At 37.6% G+C, this 18,946-nt stretch carries 18 protein-coding genes; 8 read left to right on the plus strand and 10 right to left on the minus strand.

All coding sequences use genetic code 11. The features are described 5' to 3' along the window. Window positions 1-2 precede the first annotated feature (2 nt). From BMW30_RS04390 to BMW30_RS04400, 3 genes are all read left to right on the plus strand, one after another. Window positions 3-863, plus strand: a complete 861-nt coding sequence (locus BMW30_RS04390; RefSeq protein WP_180366216.1) for a GNAT family N-acetyltransferase — start codon at window positions 3-5, stop codon at window positions 861-863. A 314-nt stretch (window positions 864-1,177) separates the two neighbouring features. Next, on the plus strand, window positions 1,178-2,668 hold the full coding sequence (abc-f, locus tag BMW30_RS04395) for a ribosomal protection-like ABC-F family protein (RefSeq protein ID WP_091474292.1): 1,491 nt from the start codon (window positions 1,178-1,180) through the stop codon (window positions 2,666-2,668). Window positions 2,669-2,745: 77 nt separating this feature from the next. After that, the gene (locus BMW30_RS04400; RefSeq protein WP_091474294.1) at window positions 2,746-3,708 is read left to right on the plus strand and encodes a hypothetical protein; all 963 of its coding nucleotides are present in this window, start codon (window positions 2,746-2,748) and stop codon (window positions 3,706-3,708) included. A 60-nt stretch (window positions 3,709-3,768) separates the two neighbouring features. Here the strand turns inward: BMW30_RS04400 and BMW30_RS04405 are convergent, their stop codons facing one another. After that, window positions 3,769-4,716, minus strand: coding sequence for a 2-hydroxyacid dehydrogenase (locus BMW30_RS04405; protein ID WP_091474296.1), 948 nt, complete (start codon window positions 4,714-4,716; stop codon window positions 3,769-3,771). Between the two features lie 139 nt (window positions 4,717-4,855). Beyond that, on the minus strand, window positions 4,856-5,851 hold the full coding sequence (locus tag BMW30_RS04410; protein ID WP_091474298.1) for a cation diffusion facilitator family transporter: 996 nt from the start codon (window positions 5,849-5,851) through the stop codon (window positions 4,856-4,858). Window positions 5,852-6,002: 151 nt separating this feature from the next. On the opposite strand from BMW30_RS04410, the gene BMW30_RS04415 reads away from it, so the two are divergent. Then, window positions 6,003-7,208 (plus strand): dicarboxylate/amino acid:cation symporter, encoded by a 1,206-nt coding sequence (locus BMW30_RS04415; protein ID WP_091474300.1) that lies wholly within the window; start codon window positions 6,003-6,005, stop codon window positions 7,206-7,208. A 56-nt stretch (window positions 7,209-7,264) separates the two neighbouring features. On the opposite strand, the gene BMW30_RS04420 is transcribed toward BMW30_RS04415, so the two are convergent. Next, window positions 7,265-7,885 carry an MBL fold metallo-hydrolase gene (locus tag BMW30_RS04420; RefSeq protein WP_091474302.1) on the minus strand — a complete coding sequence of 207 codons (621 nt, stop codon included), beginning with the start codon at window positions 7,883-7,885 and terminating at the stop codon, window positions 7,265-7,267. Between the two features lie 260 nt (window positions 7,886-8,145). On the opposite strand from BMW30_RS04420, the gene BMW30_RS04425 reads away from it, so the two are divergent. Next, window positions 8,146-8,871 (plus strand): (S)-benzoin forming benzil reductase, encoded by a 726-nt coding sequence (locus BMW30_RS04425; RefSeq protein WP_091474304.1) that lies wholly within the window; start codon window positions 8,146-8,148, stop codon window positions 8,869-8,871. A 22-nt stretch (window positions 8,872-8,893) separates the two neighbouring features. Here the strand turns inward: BMW30_RS04425 and BMW30_RS04430 are convergent, their stop codons facing one another. Beyond that, a complete protein-coding gene (locus BMW30_RS04430; protein WP_091474307.1) occupies window positions 8,894-9,349 on the minus strand; it encodes a hypothetical protein in 456 nt (151 codons plus the stop codon). Window positions 9,350-9,425: 76 nt separating this feature from the next. Here BMW30_RS04430 and BMW30_RS04435 point away from each other — a divergent pair, with 76 nt between their 5' ends. Then, entirely contained in the window at window positions 9,426-9,875 is a 450-nt protein-coding gene (locus BMW30_RS04435; RefSeq protein ID WP_091474309.1) for a QueT transporter family protein, read from the plus strand. 42 nt (window positions 9,876-9,917) lie between these two features. Here the strand turns inward: BMW30_RS04435 and BMW30_RS04440 are convergent, their stop codons facing one another. The 5 genes from BMW30_RS04440 to BMW30_RS04460 all read right to left on the minus strand — a co-directional run bounded on the left by BMW30_RS04440 (window position 9,918) and on the right by BMW30_RS04460 (window position 15,539). Further along, entirely contained in the window at window positions 9,918-11,990 is a 2,073-nt protein-coding gene (locus BMW30_RS04440) for a TRAP transporter permease (protein WP_091474311.1), read from the minus strand. Between the two features lie 12 nt (window positions 11,991-12,002). After that, on the minus strand, window positions 12,003-12,326 hold the full coding sequence (locus tag BMW30_RS04445) for a DUF1850 domain-containing protein (RefSeq protein WP_180366217.1): 324 nt from the start codon (window positions 12,324-12,326) through the stop codon (window positions 12,003-12,005). A 127-nt stretch (window positions 12,327-12,453) separates the two neighbouring features. Then, window positions 12,454-13,674, minus strand: coding sequence for a TAXI family TRAP transporter solute-binding subunit (locus BMW30_RS04450; protein ID WP_091474315.1), 1,221 nt, complete (start codon window positions 13,672-13,674; stop codon window positions 12,454-12,456). A gap of 207 nt (window positions 13,675-13,881) precedes the next feature. Then, window positions 13,882-14,097, minus strand: a complete 216-nt coding sequence (locus BMW30_RS04455; protein WP_143248988.1) for a PF20097 family protein — start codon at window positions 14,095-14,097, stop codon at window positions 13,882-13,884. 20 nt (window positions 14,098-14,117) lie between these two features. Next, complete coding sequence (locus BMW30_RS04460) at window positions 14,118-15,539, minus strand: aminotransferase class V-fold PLP-dependent enzyme (protein WP_180366225.1); 1,422 nt, start codon at window positions 15,537-15,539, stop codon at window positions 14,118-14,120. Between the two features lie 171 nt (window positions 15,540-15,710). Between BMW30_RS04460 and BMW30_RS04465 the strand changes: the two genes are divergently transcribed. Further along, window positions 15,711-15,944: a hypothetical protein gene (locus tag BMW30_RS04465; RefSeq protein WP_091474321.1), complete on the plus strand. Its 234-nt coding sequence runs from the start codon at window positions 15,711-15,713 to the stop codon at window positions 15,942-15,944. Window positions 15,945-16,339: 395 nt separating this feature from the next. Here BMW30_RS04465 and BMW30_RS04470 read toward each other — a convergent pair whose 3' ends face one another. Next, on the minus strand, window positions 16,340-17,122 hold the full coding sequence (locus BMW30_RS04470) for a VOC family protein (protein WP_091474323.1): 783 nt from the start codon (window positions 17,120-17,122) through the stop codon (window positions 16,340-16,342). A gap of 166 nt (window positions 17,123-17,288) precedes the next feature. On the opposite strand from BMW30_RS04470, the gene BMW30_RS04475 reads away from it, so the two are divergent. Continuing rightward, window positions 17,289-18,944 (plus strand): CocE/NonD family hydrolase, encoded by a 1,656-nt coding sequence (locus BMW30_RS04475; protein ID WP_091474325.1) that lies wholly within the window; start codon window positions 17,289-17,291, stop codon window positions 18,942-18,944. Window positions 18,945-18,946 lie beyond the last annotated feature (2 nt).

An 18,946-nucleotide genomic window follows, 5' to 3' on the forward strand; every position in this document is an offset into this window, starting at 1 on the left:
CAATGAATTTTGTAAAGGGTTATCCAATAGACAAGTTAGTTGATTATATTGCTGAGTTAAGTAATGAAAATAAACATCGGATCGAATATATGGATAATCATCCAGATAGTATTCGATTTGAAATCGAGCACATCGCAATAGATAATCCTGAAATAGAAACGGTTTATGTTGCAGAAGAAGATGGTGAGATAGAATGTCTTTTTATATTTGATGCGAGTGGTGCACACACGGAGGTTATTGGTCCCTTTACAAAAGGTTATGATATTGCGATGATGCAAAAACTTTTTGCTTTTGCACTAGGTCATCTAATCGCTCACATGAAATATTTAGAGTTCGCTATCAATGGAGATAACGCCGTTGCATTGTTGTTCGTAGAAGAGATTGGTGCTGTATTATACGAAGAAAATTATGTCTTAGTCCTGCCAAGAGAATCTTACAAAATGAATGATGCTCCACAAGTGAGTGTGATGGAGGAACATGAGTTAGATTCTGTTGAACAACTATTTGGACGAGTTTTTCCAGATTATCGTTTTAATTATTATCCAGAGACTGATGTTGAAGAACATTTAGTACAAGTCACTCATAACGATGAAAATAACGTTATAGGATTTATACACACAGTTGTTAAAGAAGAATTCAATGATGGTTTGATTAGTTACTTAGGCGTCGATGAAAGAGCTAGAAATCAAGGATTAGGTAGTGAACTCATGAATGCGGGTTTAAAAATTATCTTTCAACATGACGATATAACGGAAGCATATTTACGCATCGATGTTAATGATATGATTACAGAAAAGTTTTATGAAAATTTTGGTTTTGAAACATCTATTCACACAAAAATATATCGATTAAAATTAATATAGTGTCGGTAGAAACGATATATAATACAACGTTATATAGATATGCATTAGCATGTTACAATGCATCATGATTCTTTACAATAAAATCTGTTGATGTTATATTAATTCCAACAAAACGAAAGTGGTGAACTGCAGGGATATGTACAATTAATTCTTATTCAACCAAAAGACAAATGAATGCACAAAAGTCGCTATATTTATTTAGTGTGCGAAAAATTTGTCAGAATAAGGATTAGTTTAAGTATTTCTATATTTAAATTCACTCGCTGAGTTTATTTTCTATACCCTTATTCTGACTATGAATAGGGGTATTTTTTATGCTAGTAATTAAAAATCAAGTATTTGAAATTCAAGGTGAACCATTATTTGAAATGCCACAAGTTCTAATCAATCAGCCAACGATTATTGGTCTTGTTGGTAAGAATGGAAGCGGTAAGACGACATTATTGAAACATATTGAAGATACTATAGATGATGCAAGACTGATTGAACAGATTAAACCAAAGACGGCTGATCGAAGTGGTGGAGAGGTAACGAAGGAATATTTGCTCGATGCGATGAACTCTCTTTCGAGTATTTTACTCTTGGATGAACCGACGACTCACTTAGATGAAAATAATAGAGATTGGTTAATCCAGAAAATAAAGCGATTACCGAGTATTGTAATTATAACATCACATGATCGATATTTTTTAGATGCAGTTGTTAAAAAGATATGGGCAATCGATGATGACAAGTTAGAAGCATATGATGGAAATTACACCCATTATAAAGAAGTGTTAGAGCATAGAAAAAAAAGACATGAAGAAGAATATCGTCAGTATATCAATGAGAAAAATGAAATAGAAAAGAAAATAGCGCGTAAGAGAGACCAAGCATCAAGATCTAATGTGGCACCAGGTTCTTATGATCATGGTGATGATGGTTCTAGTCCTTACTTCAATAAAGTACAGAAGAAATTGTTTAAATCTGCCAAGGCTTTTGAGTCAAGAATGGACCGACTAGAGGAAGTGGATCAACCAGATAAAGTGCGAGAGGTTCGTTTTTATAATCACGATGCAACACAGTTCGGAAAGAAATTTGTATTGCGTTATGAAGGCGATGTAACGGTGGGGGAACGTCTTTTAATACATGATGCGAAGCTATTTATACGAAATCACGAAAAGGTCGCTATAACGGGGCCAAATGGTTCTGGTAAAACGACATTGCTCAAAAAAGTGCTCAGTAAAAATGATCATATAAACGTCGGATACTTCCATCAACAACTCGAAAGTTTAGATACCGAGAAATCTATAATGGAGAATGTCCAAGAAGATAGCTTGTATGACGCAACTACGATTCGAACGATGTTATCACGATTAAATATAAAAGGAGACAAAGTGTTTGAGCAGGTGAAGTGGATATCTGGTGGTGAACGTATTAAAGTACAGCTCGTTAAAGTATTAGTAGGGGCATGCGATGTACTTGTACTGGATGAACCAACTAACTTTCTCGATATAGATGCTGTCGAAGCATTGGAGAGTATGCTTGAACACTATCCAAACACAGTTATTGTTATATCTCATGATAGACGCTTTATAGATAACATATGTACGCTTGAGTTTAAAATAGTAGATAAGGCACTTGTAGATCAGTCAATGGCGGTTAATGATAGTAGTGATGATGCAAATGAGCTATTAATAATAGAAAATAAAATATCACAGGTACTCAGCGACTTATCAGTTGAAGCCACTCCAGAACTAGAAGAAGAATTCCAAAAATTAGTGAAGTTAAAGCGGGAGATAAGCGATATTGGTAAAAATTACTAGTAATAAATCTTCACTTTATCCCTTTAATCATAAATTTATTGGGTATAGATTGAGTATCATAACCTTGGAGGGCTATAATGAAGAAATTATTTACGACAGTATTATCTATTACAGCAATTGGTGCTTTAGCGGTAAATGCAAATGCTCAAGAAACTGAGACGGAAACGGATTTATTCGAAGATAGGTCAGAAGACACAGTGATTGCAAATGATGTTATCAGCTTAGTTGCTGAAACAGAGTATGAAGCTTCAGATGTTACTTTATCTGAGATTTTAGGAGAAACTCAAGACTTTGAAACATATGTCGCTTTATTAGACTTAGGTGTAGCAATTAGAGACATGAACGCTGAGACACTCATTGAAGAAAATTATACATCAATGGATGCGATTATTGCAGAGTCGGGTGAGAATGTAGAGATTGAAACATTCTTATTGCAAGAAGATCAGCTGTTCCCGAATGTATATGGTAATTCAGAAACAGATGAATTGATCATGTATGAAGGTGGTGTTGCACAGGAGTCATCATTAACAGAGTCAATAGGTGATGTTAATGAAATCTTCTATTACAGATACGAAGATTTAGAAAGCCTGATTCTTGAACTTGAAGAGTATGCAACAATCTATGAAAATGATGAGCACTACATTGTTACAGTTGAAAGTGATGAAGATGAAGTAGAAGAGATTATTAACCAAAAAGATAGCTTTGCATTTGAGGGCATAGATGAAGAAACAAAAACATTTGGACTAATATCGTTAGTTAATAAAGAAAGCGGTCTACTAACACACACTGGTATGTTTGCAGATGCATTTAACGCAGATGAATCAGGTAGAATTACTGTTGAAGTTGGGGTTATCTTTGAAGCGTTTGATGAGTATGAAACTGTAGAAGAATTCAGAGAAGTTAATGAGATTTCATATGACGAAGCTGAACCAACAGAAGATATTGAGACAGATGGTGTAGAAACTGATGACCTTGAAGAAGACGTTGAAACAGAAGAAGATGCTGAAGAGGAAACAGAAGTTGAAGACTCTGAAGAATAATTTATAACGAATAAAGGGCTAGCGATAGCCCTTTTTTATATTGCCGTTATAGTGTTGTATTTACTTATTAACCTGGTGATCCAACGCGTCATTATTAAAGAATTTAATGACTTGCTGTATTGCCGTTTCAGCCATTGCATGACGCGCTTCTACAGTATCATTACCGATATGTGGTGATAGTATGACGTTATCTCTATTACGTAATCGTTGATTGATTTTCTGTTCATATTCATGCACATCGAGTGCTGCACCTTTGATTACCTTCTGATCTAACGCATCTGCGAGTGCTTCTTCATCTACAATGCCACCACGTGCATTATTAATGAGGTATGCAGACGAATTCATTAATTGCAATGTATCTTTGTTAATCATATGATGATTGTCATTTGTATAATTCATCTGAAGTATAACGAAATCGGCAATTGGCAATGCTTCTTCTAATGTTTTTCTCTCATAAACTACATCCTTTTTTTCGAGATCCACATATAAGATGTTCATTTGAAATGCCTCTAATATTTTAGCGATATGTTGGCCGATAGTTCCAAGACCGATGATGGCTACAGTTTTCCCACTCATTTGATTGCCGCCTAAATAACCCATCACTTGCCAACCTTCAAACTTATTATCTTGAGTCAGTTGTTCTGCTGCTTTTAAATCACGTGATAATGCTAGTGTAAGGAGCACTGCATGTTCAGCGGTAGAGGCAGTCGATTCATAAGCGGGTGAGTTCGTAACGACAATATTATGCTCATTTGCTGTATCTAAGCTTATATGGTTATATCCCGCACCGACGTTACTTATAATTTTTAGTTTAGGACTAGACTTGATTAACTCTGCATTAATTGGTGTATTGACACCTGATATAATGGCATCCACATCTTGAATATGATTTAACATATCTTCTTGGCTCGGTGTTGTTAACTCGTCATGCATCATTAAATCATGTTTGTTTTCATTCAGTAAGTTAATGATATGTTCGGGTAATTTAACAGCACTATAGACTTTCATTTTATCGGCTCCTCTTTGTTATATTACATTCAATATTACTATATATTTGCTCAGAGAGTAGTTAGAAGATAAAAAACGGCGTTATATCTATATGGGATATAACGCCGTTTTATTGATAAATTGTTTCACGTGAAACAATTTAACGTTTAGGTTGATCCAATTCATTTTGTGTTTCTGGCCATGCTCGATTGCCATCATCTTCAGCAAACTCTAAGTTCACGTCAGTCACATGACTTTGTTTATATAGTATTTCTTCGATTTCTTCTCTTATATCAGATGCCTGTTCAATTGTTTTATCTTTGGCGACTTCAACAACAGCTTCGATGTGTAAGGAATCTCCTTCTTTTAAAATGATTAGATTTTTAATATCTTTTACTTTTGGATTGTTTAAAATAATTTTTGATACTTGCCCTTCCATATATGGGTCGTGTTCTCCAAGAACACCAGCGGCATTTTCCATAAATATTTTATAAACAATGTAGAACATCATCAAACCAATTAAAATTGAAGCGATTCCTTCTCCGATATCGATTGAAGTGAAGAATCCTAGTAATATTGCAAAAATAGCTAGTAAACCACCAAGTATTGCTACTGTATCTTCTAAAAACACGAGTTTTGTAGCAGGCTTTGCACGATTCATATGAATATATGCTGTCGTGATAGGTCTGATACCACCTTCTGGTTGATTTGCTTGTTCAAGTAATTCTGTACCTGCTTTATAAAGAACAAAAAGTTCTAAGAAAAAGGCAATAGCTAATACGGTAATATTAATAACCAAGTTCGTCACGTCAGTATCACCAGGTAATGGTTCAATAATGTGATTGATACCTTCACGGATTGTTTCATACGATAAAATTCCGACGAATACGACAGCAAATAGACAAACGAGATTAACTAGACGTCCGAATCCATACGGAAATCGTTTAGTTGGTGCTTTCTTTGAAAGGCTGGATCCGATAAATACGAAAAATTGGTTGATTGCATCACCAAGTGAGTGCATCATTTCAGCGAACATCGCTACATTTGCAGTGAGTATGTAAGCAAAAAATTTAGCGATTGCTATAACTAAGTTGACGATTGCTGCAGTAAAAGAAGCGCGGCTTCCTTGCTTTAATAACGTTAATAAGTTCTTCATAATGTTTCTCCATATCTAAAAATTTATTTTAAGTATACTGCTTAACCATAGATACCACTATATGTTAGAAATAATCATATAATTTTTATTTCACTATACCCCATTATATGAGTATAATGAGTTTAAAGGTTAATTAAGTGAGGAGTTTACTATGAAGCTCATTTTGAAGTTAGTATTAGGTATATTGATTGGTCTCGGAGTGGGTTATGGTTATTACGCCTTTGAAGCGGGTACGACACTATCGTCAGTATTTGAATTTGGAACAAGATTGTTACTGACGTTAGAATCATTTTTAGGTCAATTTATTTTCTTCATGATTCCATTGATCATCCTGTTCTTTATCGCTTCGGGGATTCAACAAATTGGAGCAGGTTCAGGTAAGGTAGTTGGTGCGACGCTCGGAACAGCATACACATCAACAATTGTTGCAGGTACACTTGCATATATCGTCGCAATACTTATCATACCTTCAATAACAGATGGCGGTAGTATTCCAGAAGAAGGTGAAGGGTTAGAACCATTCTTCGTTTTAGAGGTACCACCTGTTATGGATATTATGACGGCGCTCGTAATGGCGTTTGCATTCGGTATTGTTCTAACATTCTTTAAATCAGATGTGATGTCAAAATGGTTTGATGAAGGTAAGAAGGTTGTAGAGATTCTTATCGAGAAAGTCGTTATTACAATCCTTCCATTCTTCATCGCGGGTGTATTCGCTGGATTAGGTGCTGAAGGTACAGTGATTGAAACAATTGCAGTATTTGGTCTCGTATTGTTACTTTCTATCGCAATGCATTGGGTTTGGTTAATAGTACTTTATACAATTGCTGGTGCGTTGATGGGTGTCAATCCATTTACGCTAATTGGTAAGATTCTACCAGCATACTTTACTGCGATTGGTACAATGAGTAGTGCAGCGACTATTCCAGTAACATTGAAACAAGTTAAAACGTTTGGTGTGCGTAAAAACATCGCAGAATTCGTTATACCGCTTTGTGCAACGATTCATTTATCAGGCAGTGTTATTACAATTACAACAGCATCTATCACTGTTATGTCGATTCTCCCTGGGTATGATACGCCAGGAATGTTAATTATGGTTGGTACGATTTTACTTCTCGGCGTTGTAATGGTAGCGGCACCTGGTGTACCTGGTGGTGCAATCATGGCAGCGAGTGGTGTACTTGCGCTTAACTTAGGCCTCTCAAATGAAGCACTTGCATTTATGATTGCTATTTACATGGCTCAGGATAGTTTTGGTACAGCAACAAACATTTCAGGTGACGGTGCAATTACCGTGTTCATCGATTGGTTTGATAAGAAGTTTAATAAGAATTCTACGACAGAGTTAGAATAGTCTTTAAACAAGTAATAGCGTTATATCCGGTAAATACACCGACTATAACGCTATTTTTAATTAAAGAATGGGTTTGTTAGCTTCTCATCACCGATTGTTGTTGGCTCTCCATGACCTGGGTATACAACCGTATCATCAGGTAGTTTAAACAGTTTCTCAGTTATTGAAGTCATTAAATCTTGGTGATTTGAGCCAGGTAAGTCTGTTCTACCAATACCACCATTGAATAATACATCACCTGATACGATGTATCCATCAAATACATACGATAAACTACCTGGTGAATGTCCAGGTGTTTCTAGAACACTAAATGCGATACCATCGATCTTGTGTTCTCCTTCGTCCAATATGATTGGTTCTATATCATAGACGAGACGACCAATTTCTTCTGATGCACGTACGGATAAGTTCTTCGTTGGTTCTTTTAGCCAATCTTCTTCTTTTCTACCCATGTACACATTTACACTATATTTCGTAACGACTTCATCCAAAGCTAAAATGTGATCCCAGTGCGCATGGGTTAAAAATACTGCGATGACTTTTACATTTAGATTTTCTATTTCTTCAAAAATTATTTCTGGCTCGCCTGAAGGATCTATAATGACTGCCTTTTCCTTATCATATAAAAAGTAACAATTAGTTCCCAAATGATTTAAAGGATAATATTTTATGTTCATTTTTTCATCTCCTTAATTTTTATTACCTTTCATTTTACATGTTATTGTTTTAGAGTTCATCTCTTAAATTTCAATGAAAATCTATTATTTAACAAACGATATAACGTTATAACATTTGACGATATAACGTTATATCGCGATGCTTATTTGCTACTCAAAGCATTATGAAATTAAAATAAAAACTTTTATGAAATTTGATTAGAGGACCGGCTTAAGTGGTAATGTATTTATAGAGAAAATACATCGAGGAGGATACCGAAATGAGGTATGTTGTCATCACTGGTGCAAACAGAGGTTTAGGTGAAGCATTGGTCAATCAATTTAAAGACGACCATGTGATCGCTATCACTAGAACAACGACTGAGAACAAAAATATAGATAAGCAATATACATGTGATCTTTCTAATGAAGGATCTGTTCAACATGTCGTGGATGAGTTAAAAAGAGATTATAAATTAGATGACAGTGATGAGATTTTATTAATAAATAATGCGGGTACAGTAAAGCCAGTTAGTAGATCGGAAAATACGTGTATTGAAGGATATATGACGAGTTATAAAACTAACACACTTGCTCCGATAATTCTTTCCACTGGGTTTGTGGATTGGCTGAGAAACTCAAAATGTAAGAAAAAAATTGTAAATATTTCGAGTGGGGCGGCTATTAATGCGGTATCTGGTTGGAGTGCTTATTGCAGTTCAAAAGCTGCGTTGAACATGTTCACAGATGTTATGAGACTTGAACAAGAAAATGAACAGTATGGTGTGAAAGTTGTTACATTTAGACCAGGTGTCATTGATACTGATATGCAATTAGAGATCAGAAGTTCTAAAAAGGAAGATTTTGAAGATCTAGAACGATTCAAAGCGATGAAGGATAATGAACAGCTTCTCTCTGCAGATCAAGTTGCAGGTGCTCTTACTAACCTGATTGACAGTGAAGATTTTGGGCAAGTCGCGCATACGACAGTTCAGGACTATCTATAAATATACCTAAAAGACTCTGTATCTATAAATTTGATACGGAGTCTTTTTTTATTTCTTCTATAAAATTATTAATGCTACGGTCTAAAGCCATTTTTAGAATAGGATGCATAATTTTTAAGATTAATTGCGTTGATTTTTGAGTATTATCTATCTTACTGTTAATCTTAACTTGACTGCCTTCATGGTGATCGACAAGGTTTAGATCAGTTCGGATGTTACCATGACGAGTAAATGTAATGATAGAGAAATACTGCGGTACATTATAATCGTTTATCTCAGATTTAAAGCGAAAGATTTTACGTCTCAATTGGAATAATACTTTAAATTTCGTGCCTTTCGTCCGTCTATCTTCTGTTAAATATTTAATGTGGTCTAGCATATTAAAATGATTGATAATAAAAGTGTCATCTTCAAGAACTTTTACGATCTGTTGTCTATCAATCGGAATGATTTGATTAAACTCATATATATGATGCATAGTATCTCCTTGTAAAATTGCTCCGTTTCTCATATGATAATATAGTTAAAAAATTAAATGAAGAGGTTTACATAGAATGAATTCAAAGTATGTTGTCTATAATGCAGTTATTGCAGCGATTTATGTTGCAATGACTGTCATTAATCCAATCGGTACTATGGCAATACAAATACGTGTCAGTGAAATGATATCCGTCCTACCGTTTTTCAATCGAAAATTCATACCTGGCGTTTTAATTGGGGTTGGTATTGCGAATATGTTTTCCGGGCTCGGTATTTTAGACGTAATTGTTGGAGTGGGTATTGGCGCAGTTGCATATACGATCAGTTATTTTGTAAAGAATGTTTGGATCAACGTTATAATATTTAGTTTGCTCTGTGGTGTGTTTGTCGGATGGATGTTACTCGCTGTTGCTGGACTTCCATTTTGGATTAGTTTCTTCTCAATCACTATATCCACACTCATCACGACTTCAATAGGTGCATTGATTTTTAAATCGATAGGGAAAAGAATCACAGCAATATAGAAGAAATCCGAAAACACGTTGCCGTTTTCGGATTTCTTTATGTTAAACATTTTCTAATTTAATTGTCTGATTTCCTTCTTCTCGATGACCATCACCATGTTTTTTATATGATATATAGTTCAAGCTGAGAAGTACAATGGCAGTACCAACACCTGCAATATCACTCCATGTTTCTGGAATGATTAAGAGCACTGCTGAAGCAATAAGCAAAATCCTTATAAACCAGTTGATACGTTTCTTAAACCAGCCTTCAAGTGCGGCTGCTAGAGCGACGAGTCCAATAAGTGTGGAAGCAACAACCATGATAACGTCAATGGCACTTGCGAGTGGGTATTCTCTCGCATTCGTTGCGAGTCCTTCGACATCAATGAGGAGCATTGCCGGCTCGTAAACAAATATAAACGGGATTAAGAACCCTGCAATGGACAGTTTGAGGGCTTGGAATCCGGTTCGCATTGGATCCCCGCCAGATACACCTGCACCAGCAAATGCAGCGAGTGCAACTGGTGGTGTAACGTTCGCGAAAATACCAAAGTAGAATACAAACATATGTGCAACAAGTATTGGAATGCCAAACTCAGCTAGAGCAGGAGCAGCCATTGTTGCTGTGATGATATATGCTGGGATTGATGGTAATCCCATTCCAAGAATCATCGATGCAATCATCGTGAAGAATAGCGTTAAGAATAAGCTACCTGCACCAATGCTAGCGATAGCAGAAGTCATGATTGATGCGAAACCTGTAAGAGAAACAACACCAATGATGATACCAACGACCGCACATGCAATCATTACTGATAAAGCTTGCTGAGCACCACTTGCAAGTGCAAGAACAACGTCTTTAACAGACATTCTCGTTGATTTTCTAAGCATTGCGACAACTACTGTAAGCGCAAGCGTGTAAAGTGCCGCTCGAGCAATCGGGAAGTTTAAGAATAACATGACAACTAACCCGACGAGCGGAATTAGCAAGTGTCCACGTTCTAACATAACTTCTTTAATTACAGGTAAGTTATCTTTAGAGATACCTTTTAAGTTTTTCTTACCTGCACGGTAGTGAACTTGCATGATTACTGCGAGATAGTATAAAAGTGCTGGGAACATCGCACCAAGTGCGATGACACCGTAGTTAATTCCGGTCGTCTCCGCCATGATGAATGCACTCGCACCCATGATTGGTGGTAAGATCTGTCCACCGACGGAGGCGCTGGCTTCAACAGCACCGGCGAAGTTTTTATCGTAGCCCACTTTTTTCATTAAAGGAATCGTAAATGCACCGGTACTTACTACATTTGCAACCGCTGCACCATTGATACTCCCCATGAAACCACTTGAAACAACCGCAACTTTTGCCGGACCACCTTTATAGCCCCCGGCAATAGCAAGTGCCAAGTCATTAAAGAACTGTCCCATTCCAGATTTCTGTAAAAACGCTCCAAATAGTATGAATAGGAAGATAAAGTTTAGTGACGCACCGATGGCCGTTGAGTATAGACCTTCAGTACTTAAGTAAAGTTGTCTGAATATATCCCCGATATCATATTGACGTGTCATCATCATATTCGGTAAAAAATCCATATGGCTAAAGAACGGATATGATAAGAAAATCAATGCGAGTATCGGTAGAATTAAACCGGTAACTCGACGGGCAGCTTCTAGTACAAGAATAACTGCGACAATACCCATGATAATATCCATAGTATTTGGTGAAATACGAGCGGTCATAATCTCAGTGTATTCAACATAGATGTAAAGTGCAGTTGCAATACCACCGAGAGAGAGTATCCAGTCATAAATCGGTACTTTACCTCTGTCTTGTGATTTATACATCGGATAAAGTAAGAAAATTAATACCAAACCGATTGCAACGTGAATAGAACGTGATTGCAATGTTGGCATCGGATTAAATACTAAATATATATGGAATAGAGAATAGAGTATAGCAACAATCATCATAATGTAATACACAGTCTTAGATCGATGCTTACGAGTTGTTGAATCTCTATCGAATTTTTCTAATACAGCCTGAGTATCTGGTGCAACTTCGGGCTCTTGATTATTCGATGTTGATAATGATTCATTGTCTCTGATTTTTTTAGCGTTTTTATTGGCCATTGGTGTCCCTCCCTAAAACCTAAAAATGCGTGGTACACGTTTGATACTGATTTTTACTGAAACATATGAGTCAAACCAATCATACAATAAGTACTCATCGTCCCCTTGAATTACTTTAGTATCAACATTTTTAGATACATTTAAATGCATGTCTTCATATTGATTTTCAATGACATAGACGACGTACCCGTCCTCTATATATGTTTCTTTATCTGAAGTGGCTGGAACACCAGCACCAAATGTTTTGAAATGTGAAGTTGAGAGTAACAAACTATCATCTACAACTTCGTACACTTCAAACCATTCCTCTTTTTCAATCGAATGTACCCAATGCAATTCAAATGAACCAGGAAAAAGATAAAGGTTGTCATACCCTTCTGCTTCAAAAACAACCTGTTTGAAAGGGTATACAAAAACAAAAAGGAGCACTATAAAAATGCTCCCTAAAATGGTTGCGAATCGTTTATTCGACTTCATCATAGTAACGTTGTGCACCAGGGTGAACATCAATTACCATATTTTCAAGCGAGTTTTCAACGCTAATATCTTCAGCTGCTTGGTGAGAGTTCGCAAGTGTATCTAAATTTTCAAATAAGAATCGAGTTAAGTAGTATACATCATCTTCACTTAAGTCAGCGCGGACAACTAAAGCGTTCATAATCGCAGCAGTCGGAACTGCTTCTTCATTTCCATATGTGTCAGCAGGAATATCCATTGAAGTAAAGTAATCTTCTTCGATATTTGAAATCACCTCAGGATCGATAGGTACAATCTTCAGGTCAACTGAGTTTTGTAATTCCATAACAGACGCGTTTGGTAAACCAGATGTCAAGAATGCAGCATCTAAATTTCCACCGCGCATAGCCTCAGCCGCTTCAGCGTAACCTAAGTAGTCCACATTAAAATCATCATACGATAAGTCATGTGCTGCAATGATTGCACGAGATGCAATTTCTACACCTGAGTTTTGGTCACCAACAGCAACACGTTTACCTTCTAAATCTGCGATGCTTTCAATACCAGAACCTTCAGTTGTGATTAACTGTACGAAGTTGGGATATAAAGCAGCAACTTGTTGTACGTTTTCAACTGGCTCAGAGAACGATTCTTCACCGTTTACAGCTTGCATTAACGCATCAGACATTACGAACGCCATTTCAACGTTTTCTTGAGAAAGTAAGATTAAGTTTTCTGCAGAAGCACCAGTAGTTTCAGTACGTGCGTTAACACCGAAAGCTTTAGAGTACCCGTCAGCTAACGTCGTTGCAATGATGTTATATGGTCCAGAAGAACCACCAGTTGCAATTGTTACAAGGCTAGTTTCAAGCTCCACATCTTCAAAATCAGCAGCAGCTTCATCTAACTCCGCTTCAATATCAGCATCTGATACTTCATCCTCTTCAGCGTCCGCGTCTTCTTCAGCGTCCGCATCTTCCTCAGCGTCCGCATCCTCGTCAGCGTCTGCGTCTTCTTCAGCGTCCGCGTCTTCTTCAGCGTCTGCGTCTTCTTCAGCGTCTGCGTCTTCTTCAGCGTCTGCGTCTTCTTCAGTGTCCGTATCTTCCTCTACTTCTTCAACGTCCTCTGTATCTTCGTCCGTTGTATCCGTATCCTCTTCTGAATCATTACATGCAGCAAGCAGTAAAGATGCAGCAAATAGAGCAGCTAATGGCTTTCTTAATTTCATTGGTGAATCCTCCTTAGTATGTAAGATAAGTGAATTATAACAATTAAAATTCGAATTGGGAATAAACTTTTGATAAATTTTTAATGGGATGCATAAATAACCAGCCGTAACTATATTGACTGGTTATTATGATTTAAAGACTATTAATTTGTATTTTTGGAAAATAAATGTAGTCGTTTACTATTAATATTTTAAATATTTTACAAATTAGAAACTCGGTTTTACGACGACACGATCACACGACTTACAATAGTAAGCTTCTTTGTTCTCTTCTTCGAAGCGGCTTTCTTCCGGTAAAAGTACAGCTTCTGGATCTAATGTTGGATCCTCATCCATACTTTTCTTCGATGGCGTCCACACAATATCCATGCGGGCATTTATATATCCTTTTTGCATCGGCGTTTCACAAAATGGGCAATTCATAATCATCTAACCTCCAATTTTTATGAGCGAACAATTTCTACTTCATCGATAACAAACTCATTCAATCGATTTAATGTACCGATGATATCATCTTTTGTAGTTTCAGGATTAATCGTACACATACGAATGACCTTTTCCTTATTTAATTCTGTTGTGTAAGTCACAGCATAGCCGGATGATGCCATACGCTGTGCTGCGTTTGATAATACTTTGTTGTTTTGTGCAGCAGTTAGACTCGGATGTACATATTTGAAGCTAAGAATTGAAAGGCTCGCTTTAGAAGTGATGTGCCAGTGCTCCATTTCAGAAACCACACTTTCTGTTAATTCTGCAAGTTCTTGGCCGTAGTCAATGCGTGCACGATATTGCGATTCTCCTAATACTTGTAACGTTATCCAAAGTTTGAGTGCACGTGCTGGACGTGTGAGCTCCATACCAATCATCTCAGGATCTATGACGTCATCATCACTTTGCACATCTGTTAAGTATTCAGCTTCTTCACTAAAGCTATTTAACATATGCTGTTTTTCTTTCACGATGACCATTGCACAGCTATATGTCTGGAATAATAGTTTGTGAGCATCCCAACTGACACTATCTACACGTTCAATACCTGGGAAAAGCTCTCGACCTTTCGTTGAAAGTAAGTGACTCAGTCCATATGCACCATCCACATGTAACCATGTATCGTGAGATTCACAGATGTCCGCAATTTTGTTTAAATCATCGACCGCACCAGTGTTTGTCGTACCCGCTGTCGCTACAACTAAAACAGGCGTGTAGCCGTCTTTTTTATCTTGTGTAATGATTTTATCGAGTTCGTCTACACGCATTTTAAAGTCTTCATCAACAGGCACACGACGAATGTTTTTCTTTAAGAAACCAGCGATGTGAAATGCTTTCGTTACCGAGTGGTGGACTTGGTCAGAAATATAAACAGTCGCTTTATGTAAATCTTTTAACTCAATCTTTTCATCGCGAGCAGTAACGAGCGCTGTTAAATTTGCTGCAGAACCACCAGAAACAAACACACCACCGGCAGGCTTAATAGGCCAGCCAAGTTTACCCGCAAAATAGTTGATTAGATTACGCTCAATACTAATTGGTAGGTTCGCATTTTTAAAGTTCGATGCGTGAATATTGTTTGCAGTCGTTAAAATGTCTCCGAGCCACGAAAGACGAGAACCCGGACCAGGAATAAATGAAAATGATCTCGGATGATTACCGCGGTGAATATATTCTAGAATTTCACTGTCGAGTTCATTTAAAATTTCATAAATATCACGACCGTCTTCTGGTACCTCCATCTTTTCATATTTATTGATGAGCTCAGGACTTGCTACACGAGACGCAGGTAGAGTCGATAAATCCCGCTTTAAATATTTGTTGACCTCATCCGTAATGATATTTTGTAAATCTAGGTCTTTTTCTTTAAATTCCATTGTCATAACAACACTCCTATATTCGTATCGTATTAATTTTAACAAAATTACGATGTGAGGACACTATGCAATCAATTCAACTTTGAGCGGAATTAAGAAGTAAGCGTTAGAATTTTTTGTAGAGCGGGTATAACTAGAGAAATAATAATACATAGTAAAGGAGAATTTATGATGTTTAAAAAACGAAATGAAGAAGATAAAAATAGTGAAGAAATTGTGGGACGAGAGTTGGGTAATTTAGATTCAGAATTGGATAGTGAAGCATCGCTGGAAGATCAAGAAGCTTTGATTGAACAAGTAGAAGCCGAAATTGAGCATCAGGAATCGGAGTTAGAACGCGAACAAAGGTTATTTGAGGAAGAAAATTTGAATCCGGACGAAGAAAATCGCAATGAGTTTGAGTGATTGTGGATTGTGTGTCTATGAGCGTCTCTCACAGACACGCAGATTGATTTGCGTTCCAATGAAAGTTGCTCACAGACACGCAGATTGATTTGCGTTCCAATGAGGCTTGCTCACAGACACGCAGATTGGTTTGCGTTCCAATGAAGCTCGCTCACAGACACGCAGAGTGGTTTGCATGCCAATGAGCCTTGCTCACAGACACGCAGATTGATTTGCGTTCCAATGAGAGTTGCTCACAGGCACGCAGATTGATTTACGTACCAATGAGACTAGCTCACAGACACGCAGATTAGTTTGCGTGTCCATGAGCGAACCTCACAGACACGCAAAACCATTCCGCACACCAAAAAGCGTCCACGTGACCAATTGATCACACAGACGCTCCATATAAAATACTATTTATTCGACAATGTAAAATGAATCCCATCCGGTGACACTAAATCTTTATTTTCAACAGCCGGATGATGAACATCGACGTGTCTCAAGCCAAGTGTTGTCTCATTATTTTCGCGCGGTGCGTTTGATTGCCAAGCGTTAATCGCGATATGGTGGTGATATTTTTTATCACTCATGAACATTGCACCAGGATAATCTGTCGCAATCTCAAGTCCGATTTCCTCAATATAGAATGGCAAAGACTCAGCCACATTATGTGTTTTTAAGTGTAAGTGTCCGAACACTGATCCGTCTGGCAAACCTTGCCAACCTGCATCGGAATGCTCACTCACAACGCCATTGATATCCAATTGTTCTGTGATCATGTACACCTTATCTTCATTCCAAATCCAATCGTGGTCTCCACGGTCTCTGTAGACTTCGTATCCGTTCCCGTCTGGGTCATTCAAGTAGACTGCTTCGCTAACATGGTGATCACTTGCACCAAAGCGAACGCCTTTTTGATGGATATGCAGGATGAAATCTGAAAGCGATTGTCTATCTGGTAACAGAATCGCGATATGGAATAATCCTGCTGCGCGATGTCCTTCTGGTGATGCACCTTCGACTTCTATCAAAGTGATCGTATGGTCGCTATCTCCGATTTGGTACGCTACTTTTTTATCCTCAGATTTAACCAACGTGAGTCCTAGAATGTTTTCATAGAACGCCTTCATCGTTGATAAACTGCTGACGTTTAAATCAACGTTTTTTACGTGAATCGTTTCTTTGTTGTGGAACATTGTTTTCCTCCTCAGGAAAGTATTTTTTAATTTAATGATTCATAATCCAGTTATTATGCCTCGCTTATAATACAGAAAAATATCTCGAATTGAAACTATTTTGCTCACATACACAACTAAGAATTTTTATAGTAGACTAGGTATAAATATTCTAAGGAGGATTTTGATGAGTCAAGTGACAATTACACGGGATGTACGTGTCCCAATGAGAGATAATGTTGAGTTATCAGCAGACATATATATGCCAGAACAAACGCCCGCGTCAGGTATTGTGCTGAGAACGCCGTATGGTAAGTTATCAAAGGCACAGCATGATAACGGTATGTTTTTCGCTGAGAATGGTTATGTCGTCATGTACATGGATGTACGTGGGCGTGGTGATTCTGATGGGGAGTTTTCACCGTACAGAAATGATGGTATTGATGGTTATGATTCTATCGAATGGTTAGCAGCTCAAGAATATTGTAATGGTATCGTCGGTACAATGGGTGGGTCATATCTTGGACATGTTCAGTTTTTAACTGCACTCCATCAACCGCCTTCATTAAAGGCAATGATTCCGATTGTTTCACCAAGTGATCCATTCGTCGAATGGCCAACTGGTGTACCTTCGCCACATCATATGTGCTGGTTATTTATGGTCGGTGGAAGACAGATGCAAAACGTCGACGTCGTGGATTGGGAACAAGTTTACAAGACGTTACCCATTGAGAAAATGGATGAAGTGACGGGGCGCTATTCGAAACATTGGAAAGAGGAAATGCAGCACAATACTTTCGATGACTATTGGGATCATGTCGCGTATCAGCAGAAGTTTGATCGCATCGATATACCGGCGTTACATATTTCCGGTTGGTACGATGATGAGCAGGTCGGTACGCCGCTTAACTTCACGCGCATGTTCAATCCAACAACGGAGAAGAATTATGCAAAAGATAATTACTTACTGATGGGACCATGGCCACATGGCATCAATCAGTCTACGTCTCTTGGTGAATTGGAGTTTGGCCCTGATTCACTTATTGATTTAAAAGGCTATCAGCTTAAGTTCTTCGATAAGTATTTAAAAGGCATCGATAATGATTTTGGTGAAGATAAAAAGAACGTCGATATCTTTTTAATGGGCCACAACAAATGGGTGAAGGAAGAAAATTGGCCGTTACCTGATGCAGTGCCTACGAAATACTATATTTTAAGTGAGCGCGGCGCGAATTCTCGCTTTGGTGATGGCAAACTGACGACGGATGCATCTGAAGTGAAGTTCGGAAGTGATTCTTATGACTATGATCCGTTAGACCCAGTTCCATTTGTGACGGATGTTGTATCGTCGCAAATTGGTGGTGCAGATGACTATTCATCGATTGAAAGACGCGATGATGTGCTCGTCTACTCAACCGATGAACTGACAGAAGATACAGCTGTCGTCGGACCTCTTCGCGCGAAACTTTATGTGACTTCGGATTGTAAAGATACGGACTTTATGGTGAAACTTCTTGATGTTCATCCGAATGGTAAAGCGATTCGCATGATGGATGGGATGACGCGTATGCGCTACCGCGAAGGCATGGAAAAAGAAGTATTAATGACACCAGGTGAAGTCTATGAAGTTGAAGTCGATGTTTGGAATACATCGAATGTGTTTAAAGCGGGTCACAAGATTCGAATTGAAATTTCATCTTCAGCATTTCCGAAGTATGATCGAAATTTAAATACAGGCGAATCTTTGGCAACGTCGGAAACGGTTAAAGTCGCTCACAACAAGGTATTTTTTGATAAAGACCAATTGTCATATATTGAACTACCGATAAAAAGTTTAAAATAATC

It is taken from the genome of Aliicoccus persicus, from assembly GCF_900110815.1.
Taxonomy (GTDB): Bacteria; Bacillota; Bacilli; order Staphylococcales; family Salinicoccaceae; genus Aliicoccus; species Aliicoccus persicus.

Bases quoted from the DNA above. Each gene is read 5' to 3' on its own strand.
- BMW30_RS04390 (WP_180366216.1), top strand. From the start codon at position 3: ATGAATTTTGTAAAGGGTTATCCAATAGACAAGTTAGTTGATTATATT.
- abc-f (WP_091474292.1), top strand. From the start codon at position 1,178: ATGCTAGTAATTAAAAATCAAGTATTTGAAATTCAAGGTGAACCATTA.
- BMW30_RS04400 (WP_091474294.1), top strand. From the start codon at position 2,746: ATGAAGAAATTATTTACGACAGTATTATCTATTACAGCAATTGGTGCT.
- BMW30_RS04405 (WP_091474296.1), bottom strand. From the start codon at position 4,716: ATGAAAGTCTATAGTGCTGTTAAATTACCCGAACATATCATTAACTTA.
- BMW30_RS04410 (WP_091474298.1), bottom strand. From the start codon at position 5,851: ATGAAGAACTTATTAACGTTATTAAAGCAAGGAAGCCGCGCTTCTTTT.
- BMW30_RS04415 (WP_091474300.1), top strand. From the start codon at position 6,003: ATGAAGCTCATTTTGAAGTTAGTATTAGGTATATTGATTGGTCTCGGA.
- BMW30_RS04420 (WP_091474302.1), bottom strand. From the start codon at position 7,885: ATGAACATAAAATATTATCCTTTAAATCATTTGGGAACTAATTGTTAC.
- BMW30_RS04425 (WP_091474304.1), top strand. From the start codon at position 8,146: ATGAGGTATGTTGTCATCACTGGTGCAAACAGAGGTTTAGGTGAAGCA.
- BMW30_RS04430 (WP_091474307.1), bottom strand. From the start codon at position 9,349: ATGCATCATATATATGAGTTTAATCAAATCATTCCGATTGATAGACAA.
- BMW30_RS04435 (WP_091474309.1), top strand. From the start codon at position 9,426: ATGAATTCAAAGTATGTTGTCTATAATGCAGTTATTGCAGCGATTTAT.
- BMW30_RS04440 (WP_091474311.1), bottom strand. From the start codon at position 11,990: ATGGCCAATAAAAACGCTAAAAAAATCAGAGACAATGAATCATTATCA.
- BMW30_RS04450 (WP_091474315.1), bottom strand. From the start codon at position 13,674: ATGAAATTAAGAAAGCCATTAGCTGCTCTATTTGCTGCATCTTTACTG.
- BMW30_RS04455 (WP_143248988.1), bottom strand. From the start codon at position 14,097: ATGAATTGCCCATTTTGTGAAACGCCGATGCAAAAAGGATATATAAAT.
- BMW30_RS04460 (WP_180366225.1), bottom strand. From the start codon at position 15,539: ATGGAATTTAAAGAAAAAGACCTAGATTTACAAAATATCATTACGGAT.
- BMW30_RS04465 (WP_091474321.1), top strand. From the start codon at position 15,711: ATGTTTAAAAAACGAAATGAAGAAGATAAAAATAGTGAAGAAATTGTG.
- BMW30_RS04470 (WP_091474323.1), bottom strand. From the start codon at position 17,122: ATGTTCCACAACAAAGAAACGATTCACGTAAAAAACGTTGATTTAAAC.
- BMW30_RS04475 (WP_091474325.1), top strand. From the start codon at position 17,289: ATGAGTCAAGTGACAATTACACGGGATGTACGTGTCCCAATGAGAGAT.